Here is a 22398-nt window from a genome sequence, read left to right as displayed (position 1 = left end):
ATGTTTAGCGGACAGGAACGAATGATTTTAGGAGTTATTGTTATTGTCTATTTTGCATTGTTATTTGCTTTCTCTCTTTATATTAATAAAAGACAAATTAAATCATATGATGATTATAATGTGGCTGGGAGATCAGTATCCATTTATCCCATTATTTTAACATTTGTTGGTACAGCAATTGGAGGAGCTAGTTTACTTGGATATATGGAAAATGCATTCACCTTAGGTATGGGGCAACAGTGGCTTAATATTGGTGGATTTATCGCAGGTGCGATCATGGCATTTGTGTTTTTAAAGAAAATCCGTGAGCTTGGAGAAAAATATAATATGGTCACGATTGGTGATTTCACAGCAATGCGATTTGGAGAGCCAGCGCGTGTGCCAACTGTTATTAGTATTTTAGTTGCCTATTGTGCAATTACTGGGATGCAATTTGTGGCGATTGCTACGATTTTAAATTTAACGATTGGGACGAGTATGACACTTGGGATTATTATAAGCTGGGTTTTGTTAACTTTAAAAACCTATTTTGGAGGATTAAAATCTGTTATTTGGCAAGATGCTATTCACGGTACGATTCAAACATTAGGAATTGTTCTTCTATTTGTCATAGTTATCTTCGTATCAGGTGGCTGGTCAGCTATGTCTGAAAATGCCATTGCTTTAAACCAAGGAGATCATTTAAGTATATTTGGTATTACTCCTACAGAAGTGTTTATTTACTTGCTTACGATAGGAGCATACCAATTTGTAAGACAAGATTTATGGCAACGCTTCTGGGCAGCAAAGGATCATAAGACAGCCATGCGAGGGTATTGGATTTCAATTATTGTTGCCGGTCTAACTGGTGTATTTGTTATGACGATTGGAATCTTTGGTCGATATGGATTACAGCTGGAAAGTGCCAATCCAGCATTAATTTATTATGAAGTGATTGAAGCTATTTTCAGCTTTCCTTTTGTTGTCGTGATGGTCATTGTTTTACTGGCAACAGTTATATCTACAGCTGACTCCTTCTTTATGGCAGGGGCTTCATCTATTATTAATGATATTATTAAACCAAGAATGAAAAATCCAACAGATGCAAAATTGCTTCAATACAGTCGCTATTCTGTCGCTCTTGTTTCAATTTTTGCATTGTTACTTGCACTATATATCCCACAACTTGTTAATCTTTGGGTTACTGGCACAGCCATGTTGGTTTCCGGACTTTTGGCGCCAGTGGCATTTGGTATGTTCTGGAAACGAACAACAAAGGTGGCAGGAGTAACATCAATGTGGATTGGTCTTGTTGTAGCTACAAGTTGGCAAATTTTAGGGCATCCATTTGGCATACATCCAGTATTTTTGGGACTACCAATCTCAATTATTACACTTATTGTCATCTCCTTATTATCAAAACCAGATGAACTAGAAAATCCGTTATAATAGAGGATGTTCAAAAAGTCCAACAAAAATGACACGGTAAGTAGTGGAACTTCGACTAAGTTCCGACACGTCCTGTGTCGAACGTCGAAGTCATCACATCCTGTGAAAGTCGTTAGCTTGCTTTTCCGTTCCTTGAAAAAGAAAAGCACTTTTTCTGCGTGCAAGAGCGTCTGCTCATGTATTAAAACCATACATTCCGCTACTCTAAGCTGCGCTGCCTTGAATTTCTCGGTCATTTGTATTGACTTTTTTGAACACGCATTAATCGATAAAATAATAATGAAGTGGTGGTAGCATTGAAGAATACAAAAATTAATATTGATTTTAATCGCTTGAAAGCAACACTAGAAAAAAGCTCTAGTATCGGTACTATCCCAGGAGATGGCTTACGTCGATTAGCCTTATCTGAAGAGGATAAAAAGATGCGAGATATATTTTTAAATTGGATGAAAGAAGCTGGTTTAGAAATTCGAATTGATGAATTTGGTAATATGTTTGGAAGAAGAGCAGGGAAAGCTAATCTAACTCCAATTATGATCGGTTCCCATTTAGATACACAACCAAATGGAGGAAGATTTGATGGAGTTTTAGGAGTGCTTTCTGCATTAGAGGTTATTCGTACATTAAATGATCAGCAAATCGAGACAAACCGCCCTATTGAAGTAGTTAATTTTACGAATGAAGAAGGAGCACGTTTTGAACCTGCATTATTAGGTTCAGGAGGAGCTACAGGGATATTCTCTTTAGATTATGTTTATAGTAGAACAGATATAGATGGCAAAACTTTTGACAGTGAATTAGAGCATATTGGCTATAAGGGCGAAAAACAATCTCCATTATCAAATATTCATGCTTTTATTGAATTGCATATTGAACAGGGACCTATTTTAGAAAATGAAAAGAAAGAAATTGGAGTTGTTCAAGGAGTAAAAGGAATGACATGGATGGAGCTAAAGGTCACTGGATCAGGTGGACATGCTGGGCCGACACCAATGAATTTACGTAAAGATGCATTGATGAAGGTAGCAAATATGATTGTCTATTTAGAGGAAAAAGCTAAACAATGGGATGAGAATTTAAGTGTAACGATAGGAAGAATGCATTTATCTCCAGGTGTTGTAAATTGTATCCCGGAGGAAGTAGTGTTCTCTTTAGATATTCGTCATGTAAAGGATGAAATTCGTGAACAATTCATCAAGGAAACGAAGCAAGATCTACAAGATATGTGTGAGCAGGAGCAATTTCAATTGAGTATCACTGATTTATGGCAGGTCAGCACTACTCATTTTCATTCGAAAATTATTAAAAAAATAAAAGAAGTAGCAGAGGAATTGGATTTATCCACTAGGGAACTATATAGTGGTGCGGGTCATGATGCTAAGTATATGAGTGATATATGTCCAACAGGAATGATCTTTTTGCCAAGTATCGGTGGAATCAGTCATGTGGAGCATGAATTATCCTTAGATAGTGATATTGAAAATGCGGCAAATGTACTTTTGCACACGGTACTTAAATTAGATAATGAGCAAATAAAATAAAAATTGAAATCATACATGTATTTTCGAAAAGCGTGTAAAACTATCGCTAAGGAGGTATGTGTATGGATAGACAAAAATACTACGTGAATATGACAAAGTATGAAATCAGTGCTTCCAAATATGGAGAAGACCATGCTTTTGTGATTTATGCTACAGAAGGTGATATTTCATTACTTCGTGCAAAGCTGGATAAAATGAATGGAGCAGATATGCAAACTTACATTCGAGCACATATTCCATTTAAACCTTATCATGAAGATAGTGCTAATGACCTTCATGATGAAAGTTTTACGGAAGCTTATCAAATGATATATCAATTAGGTGATGAAACAACGAAGGAAGAAATACGTTCCTTAGGCGTATTAGGAGATGCACGCCTCGAATAATGAAAAACATAAGCTCCGAAAATATACTTATCAGCTAAGTGAAGTATATTTTCGGAGTAATTTATATCAATGATATTTTATTTTTTTGTAGTAAGATAATCAATGACTTCAGATGTTTAGTCAAGTGCTAAATAATATGATATGGTGTATTAAAGGACGATAGTTTACGGTAGAAGGACCAAACAAAAGTGTTCTAAAGCATAAAGACAAGTCATTGAAAAAGGTAGTTGAAATAATATGCATATATTTACTGATTATTATCAAAATGAAGTAACGCTGTCTTTTGATGATCAACCATTTTCTAAAGAACCAAAGCATGTATGGGTAATTTGTCGATATCAAAATCAATGGTTATTAACAGAGCATAAGGAAAGAGGAGTAGAGTTTCCAGGAGGTAAGGTAGAAGCTGGCGAATCTGCCGAAGAAGCGGCTATTCGTGAAGTAATGGAAGAGACTGGTGGAGTAGTAGAAAAAATAACTTACATTGCTCAGTATTATGTTGCTGGAAAAAACGATCATGTCATTAAAAATGTGTATTTTGCAAAAGTGAATGAATTAAAAGTGCAAGATGGATATTTTGAAACAAATGGTCCGGTTTTATTAAATTCTATTCCTGAAAATGTCCGCAAAAATAAAAAATATAGTTTTATTATGAAAGATGATGTTTTAACAAAAAGCTTAGATTATATTCTTAAACGGTACGAATAATCGCCTATTTTCGGAATAGGCGATTATATTTTTCCATGATTGGAATGCTTAAATATAAGGATTTTTGATAAGAACATCTTTGGCTTAGGACGAAGTGTGTTTAATAAGCCAACCTTCTATTTTTTCAACAAGCTTATACATGATAGCAGCTACAATGGCAATTAGAATAAGACTTGACATCACAAGTGTAAAGTCAAATACTTGAAATCCGTAGATAATGAGATATCCTAGGCCATTTTTAGAAACAAGAAATTCTCCTACAATTACCCCAACCCAAGAAAGACCTACATTCACTTTTAATGTGGAAATCATAACAGGTAATGTAGCAGGAAATATAGCTTCCTTGAAACATTGCCATCTGGATGCCCCAAAGCTTCTGAGTACTTTGATATAGTTTGGATCAACTTCTCTAAAACCAGAATAGACAACAAGCGTTGTAATGATTACAGAAATAATTGCACCCATTGCGATAATGGATACATATCCAGGACCTAAAGCTACGATTAAGATTGGACCAATGGCAACTTTAGGCATGGCATTTAATACAACGAGATAAGGGTCTGATATTTTGGATAAGCGATTAGAAGACCATAATAAAGATGCAAAAATGATTCCTACTAGTGTTCCGATAATAAAACCTGCAACGGTTTCTAAAAGTGTAATTTGAATATGAGGTAAGATGGAGCCATCTAGAAATTTTTCTTGTAGTAATTGAAAGACTTTGTAGGGTGAACTAAAGATTAAAGGATCAACCCACGTCAATCGGCTAGCGATCTCCCATAATAAGAAAAAACTGATGAGGATAACAACTTGCCAGGTGAACACAAGTTTTTTCTCCCGTTTTATTTCTTTTTGATAAGCTCTAAAAAACTCATGATCCGTTTTCTGTGACATGCTGCTCTTGCCTCACCTTCGTAGAAGACATTTCTTCGTTTTTGTTAAGCTCTGTCCAGATTTTATCAAATAGTCCTTGGTATTTTGGATGTCTTCTGACCAAAAAGGGAGTTTCCTCACGTAATTCGATTGGTACTTCAAAAACATTAGCAATTGTCCCTGGACCTGAATCCATTAAAATGATTCGATCGCTCATTGAAATCGCCTCACCAATGTCATGTGTGACGAGAACCGCTGTTTTATTATATGTTTTTAATAGTTTAGAAACTAAATTTTCAAGCTTTAATTTTGTTAAATAGTCAAGAGCAGAGAACGGTTCATCTAAAAGCAATATTTCTGGGTTCGTGATTAAGGTTCGAACTAATGAAGCACGTTGTCGCATGCCTCCTGAGAGAGAATCAGGATAGGCCTCTGCAACATCTGTAAGTCCTACTTCTTCTAATAATTTTAACCCTTGTTCTTCTGTTTGCTTTGAGAGTGTTTTGGCTATTTTTGGCCCTAGTATAACGTTCTCAATAATGGTTTTCCAAGGAAATAAATAATCTTGCTGCAACATATAACCAATAGCTAATTTTGTTTCGCTGATTGGTTCGTTTTTGAGTAAGACTTTACCTTTTGTCGGTTGAATAATTCCTGCAATAATAGATAAGACTGTAGATTTCCCACATCCACTTGGTCCAAGTATGGAAACGAACTCTCCTTCTTTTATAGAGCATGATATATGATCTAGCGCTTTTGTGTAGTTTTTATCTGAAAAGTAATGATGGGAAATTTTTTCTAATGTTAGAAACGACAAACGTTTTCACCCCTCTGTTACTCACTAATTACTTCTTCTGCAATTTCTGTATTGACCAAATCATCATATGGAACATCTTCGTCTGGAAGTTCACCAGCCTGATCCATAACGTCCTTTAGATTGTTCCATTCTTCTTCATCTAAAATAGGATCAGTAGCAAATGAATCTTGATTTTTGTAACGTTCCATTGATGATGTGAGCATTTCTAAATCTGTATCTTCAAAATAAGGTTGAAGTAATGTAGCGATTTCTTCAGCATCGTTTTCTTGTACCCATTGTTGAGCTTTATAAATGGCACGTGTAAAACTCAAAGCAACATCCCTATCCTTTTCTAAGAAGCTTTGTTTGGCCATAAATACGGTATAAGGTAAGCGCCCAGATTCTTCTCCAAAAGAAGCAATGGTGTAACCAGCTCCTTCTTTTTCCATAACGCTTGCTGTAGGTTCAAATAGCTGCACATATTCATAATCACCTGAGACAAAGGCGCTTGGAATATTTGCAAAGTCTATGTTCTGAGATAACTCTAAATCCGCATGTGGATCAATACCGTTTTTTCTAAGAACAAATTCTCCAACCATTTGTGGCATTCCACCTTTACGTTGCCCAAGAAATTTGCTGTCTTTTAGGTCTTCCCAGCTAAAGTTAGGTTTAGGTTCCTTGGCAACTAAAAACGTTCCATCGGTCTGGGTGAGTTGAGCAAAATTCACAGCATGATCTTTGGAATCTTGTGCATAAACATAAATAGATGTTTCGGAGCCAACGAGCGCAATATCAATACTATCTGATAATAATGCGGTCATGGTTTTGTCTCCACCCCAGACAGTCTGTAAGTCAACTTCAAGACCTTCTTCTTCAAAGAAACCTTTTTCAAGTGCAATGTATTGTGGTGCATAGAAAAGAGAACGTGTAACTTCTCCTAACTGGATGGATGTTTTTTCATTTGTATCACTACACGCTGACAGAAACACGAGTAATATACATGAAAACAAGGCAAAATATTTAATTTTATTCATTCAACTCTACCCTTTCAAAATTAGTGTAATGTCAAAATAGCCTATGCATCATTGAAAAATTATGTGATTACTTTTCTGGGCTTTTGTAACAGGTAGAAAGGATGAAAAACTAAAGAGGTGTTTAGAAGCAGAATGGGATTTACAATAGGATCTGTGTTTCACGCTTATGTAGTAAAAATATAAGGTTAAAATATGATTCGAGTGACGAACGCAATAAATCGAAGCTAATCAGATTATCTATGCTGGGGGAAAGGGGAATAAAAAAGTCGACCTCATAATGAGATCGACTTTGTTTTACGCTGTAAAAGTAGGTCCTGCTTGTTTGATATTTTCACTTACTCCAGTAAATTTCTCGAAGTTTTCATGGAATTTCGCTGCTAATGCTTTTGCTTCTTTATCATAAGCATCTTGATCTGACCATGTGTTTTTCGGTACTAATACATCGCTAGGAACTCCAGCAATTTCTTGAGGAATTTCTAATCCGAAAATCTCATCTTTAACTGTCGCAACATTGTCTAATTCACCAGTTAAAGCGGCTTGAATCATTCCACGTGTATATGCAAGTTTCATACGGCTACCAACACCATATGGACCGCCAGTCCAACCAGTATTTACTAAGAATACACTAACATTATGCTCATCAATTTTCTTACCTAACATTTCTGCATAAACAGAAGGTGCTAATGGTAAGAAAGGAGCTCCAAAGCAAGTAGAGAAAGTTGCTTGTGGTTCAGTAACTCCACGTTCTGTACCAGCTAACTTACTTGTAAATCCACTTAAGAAATGATACATTGCTTGATCCTTTGATAGCTTACTAATTGGAGGTAAGGTACCAGAAGCATCAGCTGTTAAGAAGATAATCGCTTTTGGATGTCCAGCAACACTTGGTGAAAGTGCATTATCAATATATTCTAATGGATATGCAGCTCTTGTATTCTCTGTTAAAGAGACATCATCATAATCAGCTACACGAGTATCTTTATCTAAAACGACGTTTTCTAGTACAGAGCCAAAACGAATGGCATCATAAATTTGTGGTTCATTTTCTCTTGTTAAATTAATTGTTTTCGCATAGCATCCGCCTTCAATGTTAAATACACCTGTAGGACTCCAAGCATGCTCATCATCACCAATTAATTTACGGTTTGGATCTGCTGAAAGTGTAGTTTTCCCTGTTCCAGATAGACCAAAGAATAATGCAACATCGCCTTCTTCACCAACGTTAGCAGAGCAGTGCATAGATAGAATATCTTGTTGTGGTAGAAGATAGTTCATTACAGAGAAAATAGACTTTTTCATTTCTCCAGCATATTCTGTTCCACCAATTAAAATAATACGCTTGCTAAAGCTTACTAAAATAAAAGCTTCAGAGTTTGTACCATCTACAGCTGGATCAGCTTTGAATGTAGGAGCAGAAACAATAGTAAATTCCGCTTCTAATGTAGCTAGTTCTTCTTCTGTTGGACGAATAAACATTTGTTTAGCAAATAGATTATGCCACGCATATTCATTAAACACTTGGATTGGCAAACGGTACGCTTCATCTGCACCAGCAAAACCTTGGAATAGGAAAATCTCGTCTTTTTCTTTTAAGTATGCGACTACTTTATTAAGTAATTTATCAAATGTTGCTTCATCAGTCGGTTGATTTACATTACCCCAATCAACAAGATTTTCAGTAGTTTCATCACGTACAACGAACTTGTCGTTAGGAGAACGTCCAGTGTATTTACCTGTTGTTGCACAAATTGCGCCAGTAGAAGATAATTCACCTTCTTTGCGTGCTACCAACTTTTCGGTTAATTGTGCTACAGATAAATTTTTCTGTAGTTGCTTATGTGAGATAAGCTCTTGTAATAAAGATGAATTCATGAACAATACCTTCCTTTTTATTCATTTTGTATAAAATGTTTCAATACTTGTTCTTTTAAAAACGCTAATTAGATGTTTATTAGTATAGCAAATCTACCTAGATAGTCTATACTAATTCACGTGTTTTTTAAGTAAAATCAAAAAACTGTAACATATATGTATTACCATTAATACGATAACATGTTTTTAACTTTTCGAAAAGTGAAATACAGAATCTATTTTCCTTACTATAAAGTACCTGCGAAAATTCGACAGTTTGGAGCTTCGGTCTAATTAGAAATTTAGTTTGATAATAATTATTTAAAAAACCTAACTTTTATAAAAAAGATAATCTATACACATATATATAGCACGACTGAAGTTCTTTCCTATTTAATTATATAGAGGATAGGTGGTTCACTAGTCTATTCAATTTCTGAACAAAGATATTGACATCTATAAGTGAATTCGTTACGATATTTTTTAGCATATACTCTCTTATTTTGAGACGGTGGAGGGACAGACCCGATGAAACCCAGCAACCATCACACGATAGTGAAAAGGTGCTAACCTGTTGCAAGGAATACTCCTTGAACAATAAGAGCGAAAGGCTAATCCTTTCCTCTGTTTTGTAGGAAGGGCTTTTTTTATTTGATGTATTTTAAAATAATATATTTCGTTAAATGATGAAAGCTTTTTGGAATTAGTTAATAATAGAGAAGAATGCTAACAAATGACTAGAAGATGCTTAGAAAGAGAAGGAGGATTTCTTCATTATGTTAGAAAATCGTCGGTTATTCACTTCAGAGTCTGTTACAGAAGGACATCCTGATAAGATGAGTGACCAAATTTCAGATGCGATTTTAGATGAAATTTTAAAGCATGATCCATATGCTAGAGTTGCATGTGAAACAACAGTAACGACAGGCCTCGTATTAGTTGCAGGAGAAATATCAACAAAAATTTATGTGGATATCCCAGCAATTGTTAGAAGAACAATAAAAGAGATTGGATACACACGCGCAAAATATGGATTTGATTCAGACACTTGCGCAGTATTAACTGCAATTGATGAACAATCACCAGATATTGCAACTGGAGTAAACACAGCATTAGAAGTTCGAGGAGACGAAGCAGAGAGCGAACAAGAAGAACTTGGAGCAGGTGATCAGGGGCTTATGTTCGGTTTTGCATGTAATGAGACAGAAGAATTAATGCCACTTCCTATTTCTCTTTCTCACCAATTAGCCAAACGTTTAGCAGATGTCCGTAAAGATGAAACATTGGATTATTTGCGTCCAGATGGGAAAACGCAAGTAACAATTGAATATGATGATAATAATCAACCTATTCGTGTAGATACGATTGTGATTTCTACACAACATCATGAAGATATTACAACAGAACAAATTAGAAAAGATATGATAGAGTATGTAATTAACCCAATCGTGCCAGGTCATTTATTAGATCAGAAAACAAAGTATTTAATTAATCCTACAGGAAGATTTGTTATCGGTGGCCCTCAAGGGGATGTCGGTTTAACAGGTAGAAAGATTATTGTAGATACATACGGAGGATATGCAAGACATGGTGGTGGAGCGTTTAGTGGTAAAGACTCTACAAAAGTAGATCGATCTGCTGCATATGCTGCACGTTATGTTGCTAAAAATATTGTTGCTGCCAAACTAGCAGATGTATGTGAGGTACAACTTGCTTATGCGATTGGAGTTGCTGAACCAGTATCCATATCTATTCAAACATTTGGAACAGGTGTTGTGAGTGAAACGAAATTAGTAGAAGCAGTGCGCGCAAATTTTGATTTACGTCCATCCGGAATTATCAATATGTTGAACTTACGTGAGCCAATCTTTAGAAAGACAGCAGCTTATGGACATTTTGGAAGAAATGATGTGTTATTTCCTTGGGAGAAAACAGATAAAGTAGAACAATTACAAGCGTTTGTAAAATAAAAGAGTAGCGAGGAATTATATTTATAATTCCTCGCTTCTTTTTTATGCTTTCTTACCAAGATTAGTATGGTCTTTATAATATTGTGCTTTTTCAACATAAGAAGAACGAATTCTTGCCATTTCTGCTAAATCAGCTTCTGTTAATTCTCTAACTACTTTTGCAGGGCGTCCTAATGCTAATGTGTTGGGTGGGATTTTCTTTCCAGGAGGTACTAGACTTCCGGCCCCAATAAAAGCATTTTCACCGATTTCTGCTCCATCAAGTAAAATTGTTCCCATACCAATTAATGCGTTCTTATGAATTGTCGCTCCATGAACAGTCACTTGATGACCAATTGATACATCATCCTTGATGATGACAGGATGACCTGGACTTTGATGGATCATAGATAAATCTTGGATGTTAACACGATTACCAATAATAGTAGGTTCAACATCTCCGCGAATAACTGTATTAAACCAAACACTTGAGTATTCTCCAATTTTAACGTCGCCAATAATTGTCACATCGTGAGCAATAAAAGCAGTTTTATCTATTATTGGTTCTTTATGTTGATAATGATGTATCATTATTATGCCTCCTTGTACAGCTAGTTATAAGACTCCAGCTACTTCTAAAAGGTTTTTACTAGGATCTCTAATGGTCTATAGGAATAGGCAGCAAATTAACGAGATAGCTTTTTGAAATATAGTTTCTATCGTTTTTGGATAGCTAAAATAAATGGTGGTTTATTTTTTTGATTAATAAAGCCATACTGTAGAACAGAATAATCCTTTTGATCCAGTTGAATGACATGTTTTAAAATCATTTCTTTTTCTTCTGCCCCACCTTCATGACCATGGTAAACAACAAGAACAATAAGTCCATCTTTTTTTAGCAATGAAAGGATAGAATTAATTGCTTTGATGGAGGAATCTCCTTTTGTAATAATTTCTTTATCGCTTCTTGGTAAATAACCTAAATTAAAAATGGCTGCACCAATTTCTTTTTCGCCATGTTCAGCAATATACTTGTTTAGGTTCGCATGGCTATCTTGAATAAATGTAACATTTGTTTTTCCATTTTCATTTAATAAATTTTTACTATTATTAATCGCTTGTTCTTGAATATCAAAAGCATATACACGTCCAGAATCTCCAACAAGCTTACTTAAAAAGAGTGTATCATTACCATTTCCGCAGGTTGCATCAATTACACACTCTCCTTCGGTAATGGATTTTTCTAATAGATGATGTGAATACTTAATTATTCCTGTGAGCATTTTGGTTACTCCTTCTTTCTTGCAAACTATGAATGTCCATAGTTTAACATGGACATTTTAGGAAGGGAAATAAATTGAAAGCTAATCCCCTCACAACAGTGGTGCTGCAGGATGAATTATCTTGACTTTTCATTATATGTTCAATACAATTCGTTATAGTAATTTTATTTAATGTATAATATCTTATATAAAAGTCAATAACCATAATGTAATGTGAAAAAACATATAAAAAAGGAATAGTAATTTCATTTTACTAGCTTAAGCGAGACAGTGGGTGGTGCAAACTGTTGCTAGTGATGTTATGAACTCACCTTTTTTGTTGCGAAAAATTTCGCCGTATATCTGCGTTAAAGATTAGAGTGAACGTAATAATACGTTAATTTGGGTGGTACCGCGGGAATCAAGCTTCTCGTCCCTTGTTTATAGGGATGAGTAGCTTTTTTTAGCTATTCAAAAAGTGAAGAATGTGACAAATGGTGATTAAATGCTGTTAAGTCATCCAGTTTACCTTTAAGTTTTACTTGATGTAATAATGATTATTTTAAAAAATAGAAACATTTGTTCATAATGAACGGAGGAGACAGAGAAATGAGTTTTGATCACATAGCAATTGAAAAGAAATGGCAAAACTATTGGTTAGAAAATAAAACATTTAAGACAGATACCCGCTCTGATAAAGAAAAGGTATATGTATTAGATATGTTTCCATATCCATCGGGGTCAGGGCTACATGTTGGGCACCCAGTTGGATATACAGCAACAGATGTATATTCTCGTATGAAGCGAATGCAAGGTAAGGAAGTATTACATCCAATGGGCTGGGATGCTTTTGGACTTCCTGCTGAACAATATGCATTAGATACAGGAAATAGTCCGGCAGAATTTACACAAAAAAATATCGATACATATCGCAGACAAATTCAAGAACTAGGCTTTTCATATGATTGGGATCGAGAAGTTGACACGACAAATCCTGCTTATTATAAATGGACTCAGTGGATTTTTACGAAGCTATATGAAAAAGGTCTAGCATATATGGATGAAGTTGATGTAAATTGGTGTCCAGCACTTGGCACTGTATTGGCAAATGAAGAAGTAATAGACGGAAAAAGCGAACGTGGCGGTCATCCAGTAATCAAAAAGCCTATGAGACAATGGGTATTAGCGATTACAAAGTATGCTGATCGTTTATTAGAGGATCTAGAAGAATTAGATTGGCCTGAAAGTATTAAAGAAATGCAACGTAATTGGATTGGACGCTCAGAGGGAGCGGAAGTAACATTTACAATTGATGGTCATGATAAATCATTTGATGTTTTTACAACACGTCCAGATACATTATTTGGTGCAACATACACAGTATTGGCACCTGAGCATCCATTTGTAAAAGAAATTGTTACCCCTGAACAAGCGGATGCTGTGGAAGCGTATATTGATGAGGTTCATAAAAAGTCAGATATTGAGCGTACAGATGTAACAAAAGATAAAACAGGTGTATTTACAGGTGCATATGCTATTAATCCTGTAAATAAGGAAAAGGTTCCAATTTGGATTGCTGATTATGTTTTAATGTCTTATGGTACAGGAGCTATCATGGCTGTACCTGCACATGATGAACGTGATTACGCATTTGCAAGAAAGTTTGAACTTCCTATTGTAGAAGTTGTTGAAGGCGGAAATATTGAAGAAGAAGCTTATGCAGGTGACGGAAAGCATGTTAATTCTCAATTTTTGGATGGTTTAGATAAAGATGAAGCTATTTCAAAAATGATTACATGGCTTGAAGAAGAAAATATAGGGAAGAAACAAATTACTTATCGCCTGCGTGATTGGTTGTTCTCTAGACAACGTTATTGGGGAGAGCCTATTCCAATTATCCATTGGGAGGATGGCACAATGACCGCAGTTCCTGAAGAAGAACTTCCATTAGTATTACCTGAAATGGATGAGATCAAGCCTTCTGGAACAGGAGAGTCACCATTAGCTAATAGCGAATGGGTTAATGTAGTTGATCCAAAAACAGGTATGAAAGGGCGCCGTGAAACAAATACAATGCCACAATGGGCAGGAAGCTGCTGGTATTATTTACGTTTCATCGACCCACACAATGATCAACAATTAGCAGATCCAGAGTTACTAAAAAAATGGTTGCCAGTTGATATTTACATTGGTGGTGCGGAGCATGCTGTTTTACATTTATTATATGCACGCTTCTGGCATAAATTCTTATATGACGTTGGAGTAGTACCAACAAAAGAACCATTTATGAAGCTATATAACCAGGGTATGATTCTTGGTGAAAATAATGAGAAAATGAGTAAATCCAAAGGAAATGTTGTAAACCCTGATGATATTATCGTTTCACACGGTGCAGACACATTACGTCTATATGAAATGTTTATGGGACCACTTGATGTGGATGCTGCTTGGTCCACAACAGGACTTGGTGGAGCAAGAAGATTTTTAGATCGTGTATCTCGTTTCATTATGGATGAGGATGGAGTTATTTCTGAAAAAATCACTAATGAATCAACACCAGAATTAGATCGTGTATATCATGAAACGGTGAAGAAGGTAACGAATGATGTCGAGAATTTACATTTCAATACTGCTATTTCACAAATGATGGTATTTGTTAATGAAGCTTATAAAGTAGAGAAGGTATCTAAGGAATATACAGAAGGATTTATAAAACTATTATCTCCTTTTGCTCCACATTTAAGTGAAGAGCTTTGGAGTCGATTAGGCAATGAGAATTCCTTAAGATATGCAGATTGGCCTACGTATGAGGAGAAGTTTCTTGTCGATGACGAAGTAGAAATCGTAGTACAAGTGATGGGGAAAGTGCGTGCGAAGATTAATGTAGCTAAAGATATTGCAAAAGAAGATTTAGAAAAGCTTGCTACTGAACATGAAAAAGTACAAGAATGGTTAGAAGGTAAAACCATTCGAAAAATCATTGTGGTACCAGGTAAAATTGTAAATATTGTTGCAAACTAAAGTGAAACGAAAAAGTCTTCTAAAACTATTTTGTTAGTTTTAGAAGACTTTTTATACTATTTTAAATGAAATAAGAAATAGTTGATGATAAAATAGTTGTTTTAACGGAGATATGATAAAATAGTTAGTTGTTGAGAGAATTAAGGAAGAAAGGAATGATTAAAATTACAGAAGTAAAAGAAGTTACTCCAATAGAAGTAGAAGAAATGCTTCAAACAAATAAAGAAGATATCCTTCTTGTTGATGTAAGGGAGCAAGAAGAAGTGGATCAAGGTATAATAAAGGAAGCAATTCATATACCATTAAATGAGATTCCTGAAGCATATATAAATTTCGATCAAAATAAACATTATATTATGGTCTGTCGTTCAGGGCAAAGAAGTCATAATGCTGCAGCTTTTTTACAAGAAAGAGGGATAAATGTTTCAAATATGGTAGGTGGCATGCTTGAGTGGGAAGGTGATATAAAATAAGTTAGAAAGTTTTTTGTAAAAAGCATTGACTTATTTTATTGAACAATGTAAGATTAAAAATCGTTCGTTACAAATTATTCAACAAAAATCAATATTTTAAATGTTGACAAAATAATGTGACGATGATAATATATTCACACGGCATTTAATGTCGGAATTTGCTCTTTGAAAACTGAACAGAACAACCAGTAATGTCAGGAAAAGCGTAAAAGTTTTTCTTTTACAACGTAACAAAGCTAAGAAACACAAACTTTTTTGGAGAGTTTGATCTTGGCTCAGGACGAACGCTGGCGGCGTGCCTAATACATGCAAGTCGAGCGCAGGAAGCAGACTGCCCCCTTCGGGGTGACGTTTGTGGAATGAGCGGCGGACGGGTGAGTAACACGTGGGCAACCTACCTGTAAGATTGGGATAACTCCGGGAAACCGGTGCTAATACCGAATAATCTTTTCCATCACATGAAGGAAAAGTGAAAGATGGTTTCGGCTATCACTTACAGATGGGCCCGCGGCGCATTAGCTAGTTGGTGGGGTAAAGGCCTACCAAGGCAACGATGCGTAGCCGACCTGAGAGGGTGATCGGCCACACTGGGACTGAGACACGGCCCAGACTCCTACGGGAGGCAGCAGTAGGGAATCTTCCGCAATGGACGAAAGTCTGACGGAGCAACGCCGCGTGAGTGATGAAGGTTTTCGGATCGTAAAACTCTGTTGTTAGGGAAGAACAAGTACGAGAGTAACTGCTCGTACCTTGACGGTACCTAACCAGAAAGCCCCGGCTAACTACGTGCCAGCAGCCGCGGTAATACGTAGGGGGCGAGCGTTGTCCGGAATTATTGGGCGTAAAGCGCGCGCAGGCGGTCCTTTAAGTCTGATGTGAAAGCCCACGGCTTAACCGTGGAGGGTCATTGGAAACTGGAGGACTTGAGTGCAGAAGAGGAGAGTGGAATTCCATGTGGAGCGGTGAAATGCGTAGAGATATGGAGGAACACCAGTGGCGAAGGCGACTCTCTGGTCTGTAACTGACGCTGAGGCGCGAAAGCGTGGGGAGCGAACAGGATTAGATACCCTGGTAGTCCACGCCGTAAACGATGAGTGCTAGGTGTCAGGGGGTTTCCGCCCCTTGGTGCTGCAGTTAACGCATTAAGCACTCCGCCTGGGGAGTACGGCCGCAAGGCTGAAACTCAAAAGAATTGACGGGGACCCGCACAAGCGGTGGAGCATGTGGTTTAATTCGAAGCAACGCGAAGAACCTTACCAGGTCTTGACATCCCGCTGACCGCTATGGAGACATAGCTTTCCCTTCGGGGACAGCGGTGACAGGTGGTGCATGGTTGTCGTCAGCTCGTGTCGTGAGATGTTGGGTTAAGTCCCGCAACGAGCGGAACCCCTAACCTTAGTTGCCAGCATTAAGTTGGGCACTCTAAGGTGACTGCCGGTGACAAACCGGAGGAAGGTGGGGACGACGTCAAATCATCATGCCCCTTATGACCTGGGCTACACACGTGCTACAATGGATGGAACAGAGGGCAGCGAAGCCGCGAGGTGAAGCAAATCCCATAAAACCATTCTCAGTTCGGATTGTAGGCTGCAACTCGCCTACATGAAGCCGGAATCGCTAGTAATCGCGGATCAGCATGCCGCGGTGAATACGTTCCCGGGTCTTGTACACACCGCCCGTCACACCACGAGAGTTGACAACACCCGAAGTCGGTGAGGTAACCTTTTAGGAGCCAGCCGCCGAAGGTGGGGCCAATGATTGGGGTGAAGTCGTAACAAGGTAGCCGTATCGGAAGGTGCGGCTGGATCACCTCCTTTCTAAGGATAATAAGAAAGCGTAGGCGACCGTTTAGAAACGTACAAACTGGAGCACTTTGCAAAGAGATAAAGGAAACACAGTGACTGTAAGGAACTGATGTTGACTTATCGATTGGAAAAGGGTGAAGTTTGAAAGTTTTTGGTCGCCGGAGCTAGACTATAACGGAACATCTAACAAGGTTTAGATGAAAACATTACTGAGTTGTTCGGTTCAGTTTTGAGGGAGCAAATCTCTCAAAACCGATAAAATTTCTGCTTCAGCGTGTTATGATAGCTGACAGGGCAGAATTTTTACATTTGTACCTTGAAAACTAAATAGGAGTAAAGTAACAACGACATCAAACCGAAAAAGTCATGTACGTTCGTACATGCAGATGAAAAAGAAACAAAGCTTATTCATAAGTAGCTAGTTAAGTGAACAAGAGCGCACGGTGGATGCCTTGGTACTAGGAGCCGAAGAAGGACGGGACTAACACCGATATGCCTCGGGGAGTTGTAAGTAAACATTGATCCGGGGATTTCCGAATGGGGGAACCCACTACTCGTAATGGAGTAGTACATCTAACTGAATAGATAGGTTAGATGAGGCAGACCTGGGGAACTGAAACATCTAAGTACCCAGAGGAAGAGAAAGCAAAAGCGATTTCCCAAGTAGCGGCGAGCGAAACGGAAACAGCCCAAACCAGAAAGCTTGCTTTCTGGGGTTGTAGGACATTCCAATAGGAGTTATCAAGAAGTGTTTTAAACGAATCGATCTGGAAAGATCAGCCAAAGAAGGTAACAGCCCTGTAGTTGAAAAGACATTTCCTCCGGAATGTATCCTGAGTACGGCGGAACACGTGAAATTCCGTCGGAATCCGGGAGGACCATCTCCCAAGGCTAAATACTCCCTAGTGACCGATAGTGAACCAGTACCGTGAGGGAAAGGTGAAAAGCACCCCGGAAGGGGAGTGAAATAGAACCTGAAACCGTGTGCTTACAAGTAGTCGGAGCACGTTATTGTGTGACGGCGTACCTTTTGTAGAATGGACCGGCGAGTTACGATCGTATGCAAGGTTAAGTGGAAGACACGGAGCCGTAGCGAAAGCGAGTCTTAATAGGGCGAATGAGTATGCGGTCGTAGACCCGAAACCGTGTGATCTACCCATGTCCAGGGTGAAGGTCAGGTAACACTGACTGGAGGCCCGAACCCACGTACGTTGAAAAGTGCGGGGATGAGGTGTGGGTAGGGGTGAAAAGCCAATCGAACACGGAGATAGCTGGTTCTCTCCGAAATAGCTTTAGGGCTAGCCTCAAAGGAAGAGTACTGGAGGTAGAGCACTAATTGGGCTAGGGGCCCCCACCGGGTTACCAAACCTAGTTAAACTCCGAATGTCAGATACTTATCTTTGGGAGTCAGACGATGGGTAATAAGTCCATTGTCGAGAGGGAAACAACCCAGACCACCAGCTAAGGTCCCCAAGTATACGTTAAGTGGAAAAGGATGTGGAGTTGCACAGACAACCAGGATGTTGGCTTAGAAGCAGCCACCATTTAAAGAGTGCGTAATAGCTCACTGGTCGAGTGACTCTGCGCCGAAAATGTACCGGGGCTAAACGTATCACCGAAGCTGTGGATTGTTCCGTAGGAACAATGGTAGGAGAGCGTTCTAAGGGCAGAGAAGGTTGACCGAGAGGACAGCTGGAGCGCTTAGAAGTGAGAATGCCGGTATGAGTAGCGAAAAAAGAGTGAGAATCTCTTTCACCGAAAGCCTAAGGTTTCCTGAGGAAGGCTCGTCCACTCAGGGTTAGTCGGGACCTAAGCCGAGGCCGAAAGGCGTAGGCGATGGCCAACAGGTTGATATTCCTGTACCACCTCATATCCGTTATGAGCAAAGGGGGGACGCAGGAGGATAAAGAATCGCACGGATGGAAGAGTGCGTCCAAGCAGTAAGAGAGTCAGATAGGCAAATCCGTCTGACAAGTATCTTGAGCTGTGATGGGGAGGGAAATATAAGTACCGAAGTTCTTGATTCCACACTGCCAAGAAAAGCCTCTAGCCAGGATATAGGTGCCCGTACCCTAAACCGACACAGGTAGGCAAGAAGAGTATTCTAAGGTGAGCGGGAGAACTCTCGTTAAGGAACTCGGCAAAATGACCCCGTAACTTCGGGAGAAGGGGTGCTTCTTGCATGAGAAGCCGCAGTGAATAGGCCCAAGCGACTGTTTATCAAAAACACAGGTCTCTGCGAAGCCGTAAGGCGAAGTATAGGGGCTGACACCTGCCCGGTGCTGGAAGGTTAAGGGGAAACGTTAGTACTTCGTACGAAGCGTAGAACTGAAGCCCCAGTAAACGGCGGCCGTAACTATAACGGTCCTAAGGTAGCGAAATTCCTTGTCGGGTAAGTTCCGACCCGCACGAATGGTGCAACGACTTGGGCACTGTCTCAACGAGAGACCCGGTGAAATTATACTATGCGTGAAGATGCGCATTACCCGCGACAGGACGGAAAGACCCCGTGGAGCTTTACTGCAACTTGATATTGAATGTTTGTGCAGCTTGTACAGGATAGGTGGGAGCCATTGAAACCGGAGCGCTAGCTTCGGTGGAGGCAACCGTGGGATACCACCCTGGCTGTACACACCTTCTAACCCAGGACCGTGATCCGGTTCGGAGACAGTGTCAGGTGGGCAGTTTGACTGGGGCGGTCGCCTCCTAAAGAGTAACGGAGGCGCCCAAAGGTTCCCTCAGAATGGTTGGAAATCATTCGAAGAGTGTAAAGGCAGAAGGGAGCTTGACTGCGAGACCTACAAGTCGAGCAGGGACGAAAGTCGGGCTTAGTGATCCGGTGGTTCCGCATGGAAGGGCCATCGCTCAACGGATAAAAGCTACCCCGGGGATAACAGGCTTATCTCCCCCAAGAGTTCACATCGACGGGGAGGTTTGGCACCTCGATGTCGGCTCATCGCATCCTGGGGCTGTAGTCGGTCCCAAGGGTTGGGCTGTTCGCCCATTAAAGCGGTACGCGAGCTGGGTTCAGAACGTCGTGAGACAGTTCGGTCCCTATCCGTCGTGGGCGCAGGAAGTTTGAGAGGAGCTGTCCTTAGTACGAGAGGACCGGGATGGACACACCTCTGGTGTACCAGTTGTTCCGCCAGGAGCATAGCTGGGTAGCTACGTGTGGCAAGGATAAGTGCTGAAAGCATCTAAGCATGAAGCCTCCCTCAAGATGAGACTTCCCATCATTTTAAATGAGTAAGATCCCTTAGAGACGATAAGGTTGATAGGTCCGAGGTGGAAGTGTGGTGACACATGGAGCTGACGGATACTAATAGATCGAGGACTTAACTAACACATTTCGGTTGTCATACGTTACGATGCACTCTTATTTAGTTTTTAGGGTACAAAACCTAAAAAAATATGGAAATTTTTTTGAAGCAGAAAAGAATGACCAACAGAAGTTGGTCTGGTAGTAATAGCAGAGAGGTCACACCTGTTCCCATGCCGAACACAGTAGTTAAGCTCTCTAGCGCCGATGGTAGTTAGGGGTTACCCCCTTGTGAGAGTAGGACGCTGCCAGGCTAATAAAAAAAGTACAGCTATTAGCTGTACTTTTTTTATGGATTAAGAAAGACCATTTCTAGCCAAGCGACCTTATGATAATAAAAAAATTATTATCTGTTCATCCTGCGTTGAGATAGTTTTCTTATCCACTGAGCGAATTAGCTCATTCCGTGGGGACCAAGTTGCTCAGTATTACCATTTGTATTGCTCATTTGGGTAACAAATGGCACTACTTTTTGTATCGTTTGGCCAATAGTTTGGTTATTCCTGCTCATCGTATAAAACGTTGCTGCACCAACACCTAATGATGCAATGATTGGTAACCATAAATTGTTTTTTTCCATTGTACCAGATCCTTTCATTTATTATCCCCAGACAAGCTTTATTATGTTCTAACATGAAAACATTATGCTATGAATCATTTTCCAACAAACTTTCTTTTGCAGCATTCATACCAGCTAAACGCCCAGTAATAAGCGCTGAAGTAATATTATATCCTCCTGTATATCCATGAATATCTAAGATTTCGCCACAAAAATAAAGTCGTTCCATAAATTTTGATCTCATTGTTTTAGGCATTATTTCTTTAATGGATACGCCACCACCAGTTACAAATGCTTTTTCAATAGAAAGTGATCCATGTACATAAAAAGTAAAATGCTTTAATTGCCTAATAAATTGATGAAGGTTTTCATGTGATACGGTACTTGATTTTTGATCCTCCGTGATATGAAGAGAATCAAGAATAAAATGTAACATTCGCTCAGGTATGAAGCCTTTTGCAAGATTTTTAAAAGCTTTATTTGGATTGTTTTTAGTAAGTTGTACCATTTCTGTATATAATTCCTTCGTATGTCGTTGAGGAATTAAATCAATAGCCATTTGTACTTCTTTGTCGCCTTTTAGTAATTCTTTTACTACAAATTGGGAACAACGTAATACAGCAGGGCCAGAAATGCCAAAATGAGTGAAAATCATATCCATTTGATGTGTAATAATAGTTTTTCCTTTTTTATTAATTACTGATAACGCAATATCTCTTAATGACAACCCTTGAAGCGTTTTATTTTGAATAAATTTCTCATTGGAGGTAAGAGCTACTTCTGTAGGAAATAATTCGGTTATCGTATGTCCTGCTTTCTTAGCCCAAGGATATCCATCACCAGTAGATCCAGTGTGAGGTACAGATTTACCACCAACGGCAATAATTACAGATTTAGCTTGAATTTTTTTATGGTCTTTTAAAATAATAGTATGAGTATTTTCTCCATAATCAATCGCTTCTACTCGTGTATCTAACATCATTTTTACTTTTAAATCTTTTAAACGTTGAATGAGTGTATTCACAACGAATTTTGCTGAATTGGCAACTGGAAACATTCTTCCATGATCTTCTTCTTTTAGCTGTACGCCTAGGTTTTCAAAGAAATCGATAATATCATAATTATTAAAGACGGAGAAAGCACTAAATAAGAATTTTCCATTTCCTGGTATATTTTCAATGATTTTTTCTTGAGGAAGACGATTGGTTACATTACAACGCCCACCGCCAGAAATTGCTAATTTATTCCCTAATTTATTTCCTTTTTCGATAAGTAAAACATTTGCTCCGTTCTCAGCCGCTGCAATGGATGCCATAAGTCCTGATGGTCCACCACCGATAATTACTACATCATGTATCAAATGATTCATTCCTTTCTATATTCTTTCCTATTT

15 protein-coding genes, 3 rRNA genes, 1 riboswitch and 1 other annotated feature are annotated in these 22398 nt (G+C 38.6%); of the genes, 10 read left to right on the top strand and 8 right to left on the bottom strand.

Features of this window, described 5'->3' with window-relative positions:
• The 4 genes from AB4Y30_RS11800 (at position 1) to ytkD (ending at position 4063) form a co-directional block, all read left to right on the top strand.
• Positions 1-1428 (top strand): sodium:solute symporter, encoded by a 1428-nt coding sequence (locus AB4Y30_RS11800; RefSeq protein WP_368652431.1) that lies wholly within the window; start codon positions 1-3, stop codon positions 1426-1428.
• Between the two features lie 296 nt (positions 1429-1724).
• Positions 1725-2969 carry a M20 family metallo-hydrolase gene (locus AB4Y30_RS11795; protein ID WP_368652430.1) on the top strand — a complete coding sequence of 415 codons (1245 nt, stop codon included), beginning with the start codon at positions 1725-1727 and terminating at the stop codon, positions 2967-2969.
• 62 nt (positions 2970-3031) lie between these two features.
• Positions 3032-3355: a hydrolase gene (locus AB4Y30_RS11790; RefSeq protein WP_368652429.1), complete on the top strand. Its 324-nt coding sequence runs from the start codon at positions 3032-3034 to the stop codon at positions 3353-3355.
• A 237-nt stretch (positions 3356-3592) separates the two neighbouring features.
• A complete protein-coding gene (gene ytkD, locus AB4Y30_RS11785; protein WP_368652428.1) occupies positions 3593-4063 on the top strand; it encodes an RNA deprotection pyrophosphohydrolase in 471 nt (156 codons plus the stop codon).
• 84 nt (positions 4064-4147) lie between these two features.
• On the opposite strand, the gene AB4Y30_RS11780 is transcribed toward ytkD, so the two are convergent.
• The 4 genes from AB4Y30_RS11780 to pckA all read right to left on the bottom strand — a co-directional run bounded on the left by AB4Y30_RS11780 (position 4148) and on the right by pckA (position 8638).
• Positions 4148-4957, bottom strand: coding sequence for an ABC transporter permease (locus AB4Y30_RS11780; RefSeq protein WP_368652427.1), 810 nt, complete (start codon positions 4955-4957; stop codon positions 4148-4150).
• Entirely contained in the window at positions 4935-5753 is an 819-nt protein-coding gene (locus tag AB4Y30_RS11775) for an ABC transporter ATP-binding protein (protein WP_368652426.1), read from the bottom strand. Before AB4Y30_RS11775 ends, AB4Y30_RS11780 begins: the two co-directional genes overlap by 23 nt.
• A 17-nt stretch (positions 5754-5770) precedes the next feature.
• The gene (locus tag AB4Y30_RS11770) at positions 5771-6766 is read right to left on the bottom strand and encodes an ABC transporter substrate-binding protein (RefSeq protein ID WP_368652425.1); all 996 of its coding nucleotides are present in this window, start codon (positions 6764-6766) and stop codon (positions 5771-5773) included.
• Positions 6767-7060: 294 nt separating this feature from the next.
• Positions 7061-8638 (bottom strand): phosphoenolpyruvate carboxykinase (ATP), encoded by a 1578-nt coding sequence (gene pckA / locus AB4Y30_RS11765; RefSeq protein WP_368652424.1) that lies wholly within the window; start codon positions 8636-8638, stop codon positions 7061-7063.
• A 474-nt stretch (positions 8639-9112) separates the two neighbouring features.
• Positions 9113-9221, top strand: a riboswitch (SAM riboswitch).
• Positions 9222-9393: 172 nt separating this feature from the next.
• Between pckA and metK the strand changes: the two genes are divergently transcribed.
• Positions 9394-10587, top strand: coding sequence for a methionine adenosyltransferase (metK, locus tag AB4Y30_RS11760; RefSeq protein ID WP_368652423.1), 1194 nt, complete (start codon positions 9394-9396; stop codon positions 10585-10587).
• A 42-nt stretch (positions 10588-10629) separates the two neighbouring features.
• On the opposite strand, the gene AB4Y30_RS11755 is transcribed toward metK, so the two are convergent.
• Positions 10630-11157 (bottom strand): gamma carbonic anhydrase family protein, encoded by a 528-nt coding sequence (locus tag AB4Y30_RS11755; RefSeq protein WP_368652422.1) that lies wholly within the window; start codon positions 11155-11157, stop codon positions 10630-10632.
• A gap of 125 nt (positions 11158-11282) precedes the next feature.
• Entirely contained in the window at positions 11283-11849 is a 567-nt protein-coding gene (locus AB4Y30_RS11750) for a class I SAM-dependent methyltransferase (protein ID WP_368652421.1), read from the bottom strand.
• A gap of 217 nt (positions 11850-12066) precedes the next feature.
• Positions 12067-12269 (top strand) — a binding site (T-box leader).
• Positions 12270-12437: 168 nt separating this feature from the next.
• Here AB4Y30_RS11750 and leuS point away from each other — a divergent pair.
• The 5 genes from leuS to rrf all read left to right on the top strand — a co-directional run bounded on the left by leuS (position 12438) and on the right by rrf (position 20700).
• Positions 12438-14849, top strand: a complete 2412-nt coding sequence (leuS, locus tag AB4Y30_RS11745; protein WP_368652420.1) for a leucine--tRNA ligase — start codon at positions 12438-12440, stop codon at positions 14847-14849.
• A 164-nt stretch (positions 14850-15013) separates the two neighbouring features.
• The gene (locus AB4Y30_RS11740) at positions 15014-15322 is read left to right on the top strand and encodes a rhodanese-like domain-containing protein (RefSeq protein ID WP_368655221.1); all 309 of its coding nucleotides are present in this window, start codon (positions 15014-15016) and stop codon (positions 15320-15322) included.
• A 252-nt stretch (positions 15323-15574) separates the two neighbouring features.
• Positions 15575-17139: ribosomal RNA gene (locus AB4Y30_RS11735) — 16S ribosomal RNA — on the top strand.
• Positions 17140-17547: 408 nt separating this feature from the next.
• Positions 17548-20470, top strand: a 23S ribosomal RNA gene (locus tag AB4Y30_RS11730).
• Between the two features lie 113 nt (positions 20471-20583).
• A 5S ribosomal RNA gene (rrf, locus tag AB4Y30_RS11725) occupies positions 20584-20700 on the top strand.
• Together the 16S, 23S and 5S rRNA genes form the textbook arrangement of a ribosomal RNA operon.
• A 140-nt stretch (positions 20701-20840) precedes the next feature.
• On the opposite strand, the gene AB4Y30_RS11720 is transcribed toward rrf, so the two are convergent.
• Together AB4Y30_RS11720 and AB4Y30_RS11715 are read right to left on the bottom strand one after the other, a co-directional pair.
• Positions 20841-21044 carry a hypothetical protein gene (locus AB4Y30_RS11720; protein ID WP_368652419.1) on the bottom strand — a complete coding sequence of 68 codons (204 nt, stop codon included), beginning with the start codon at positions 21042-21044 and terminating at the stop codon, positions 20841-20843.
• 49 nt (positions 21045-21093) lie between these two features.
• On the bottom strand, positions 21094-22365 hold the full coding sequence (locus AB4Y30_RS11715) for an NAD(P)/FAD-dependent oxidoreductase (protein ID WP_368652418.1): 1272 nt from the start codon (positions 22363-22365) through the stop codon (positions 21094-21096).
• Positions 22366-22398 lie beyond the last annotated feature (33 nt).

This window comes from Ornithinibacillus sp. 4-3 (assembly GCF_040958695.1).
Classification (GTDB): Bacteria; Bacillota; Bacilli; order Bacillales; family Amphibacillaceae; genus CALAMD01.
The sequence above is the reverse complement of the archived record's forward strand: the minus strand, read 5'-3'. Positions and strand labels throughout refer to the sequence as shown.

Bases quoted from the DNA above. Each gene is read 5' to 3' on its own strand.
- AB4Y30_RS11780 (WP_368652427.1), bottom strand. From the start codon at position 4,957: ATGTCACAGAAAACGGATCATGAGTTTTTTAGAGCTTATCAAAAAGAA.
- AB4Y30_RS11770 (WP_368652425.1), bottom strand. From the start codon at position 6,766: ATGAATAAAATTAAATATTTTGCCTTGTTTTCATGTATATTACTCGTG.
- AB4Y30_RS11720 (WP_368652419.1), bottom strand. From the start codon at position 21,044: ATGAAAGGATCTGGTACAATGGAAAAAAACAATTTATGGTTACCAATC.
- ytkD (WP_368652428.1), top strand. From the start codon at position 3,593: ATGCATATATTTACTGATTATTATCAAAATGAAGTAACGCTGTCTTTT.
- AB4Y30_RS11800 (WP_368652431.1), top strand. From the start codon at position 1: ATGTTTAGCGGACAGGAACGAATGATTTTAGGAGTTATTGTTATTGTC.
- AB4Y30_RS11790 (WP_368652429.1), top strand. From the start codon at position 3,032: ATGGATAGACAAAAATACTACGTGAATATGACAAAGTATGAAATCAGT.
- AB4Y30_RS11750 (WP_368652421.1), bottom strand. From the start codon at position 11,849: ATGCTCACAGGAATAATTAAGTATTCACATCATCTATTAGAAAAATCC.
- pckA (WP_368652424.1), bottom strand. From the start codon at position 8,638: ATGAATTCATCTTTATTACAAGAGCTTATCTCACATAAGCAACTACAG.
- leuS (WP_368652420.1), top strand. From the start codon at position 12,438: ATGAGTTTTGATCACATAGCAATTGAAAAGAAATGGCAAAACTATTGG.
- AB4Y30_RS11755 (WP_368652422.1), bottom strand. From the start codon at position 11,157: ATGATACATCATTATCAACATAAAGAACCAATAATAGATAAAACTGCT.
- metK (WP_368652423.1), top strand. From the start codon at position 9,394: ATGTTAGAAAATCGTCGGTTATTCACTTCAGAGTCTGTTACAGAAGGA.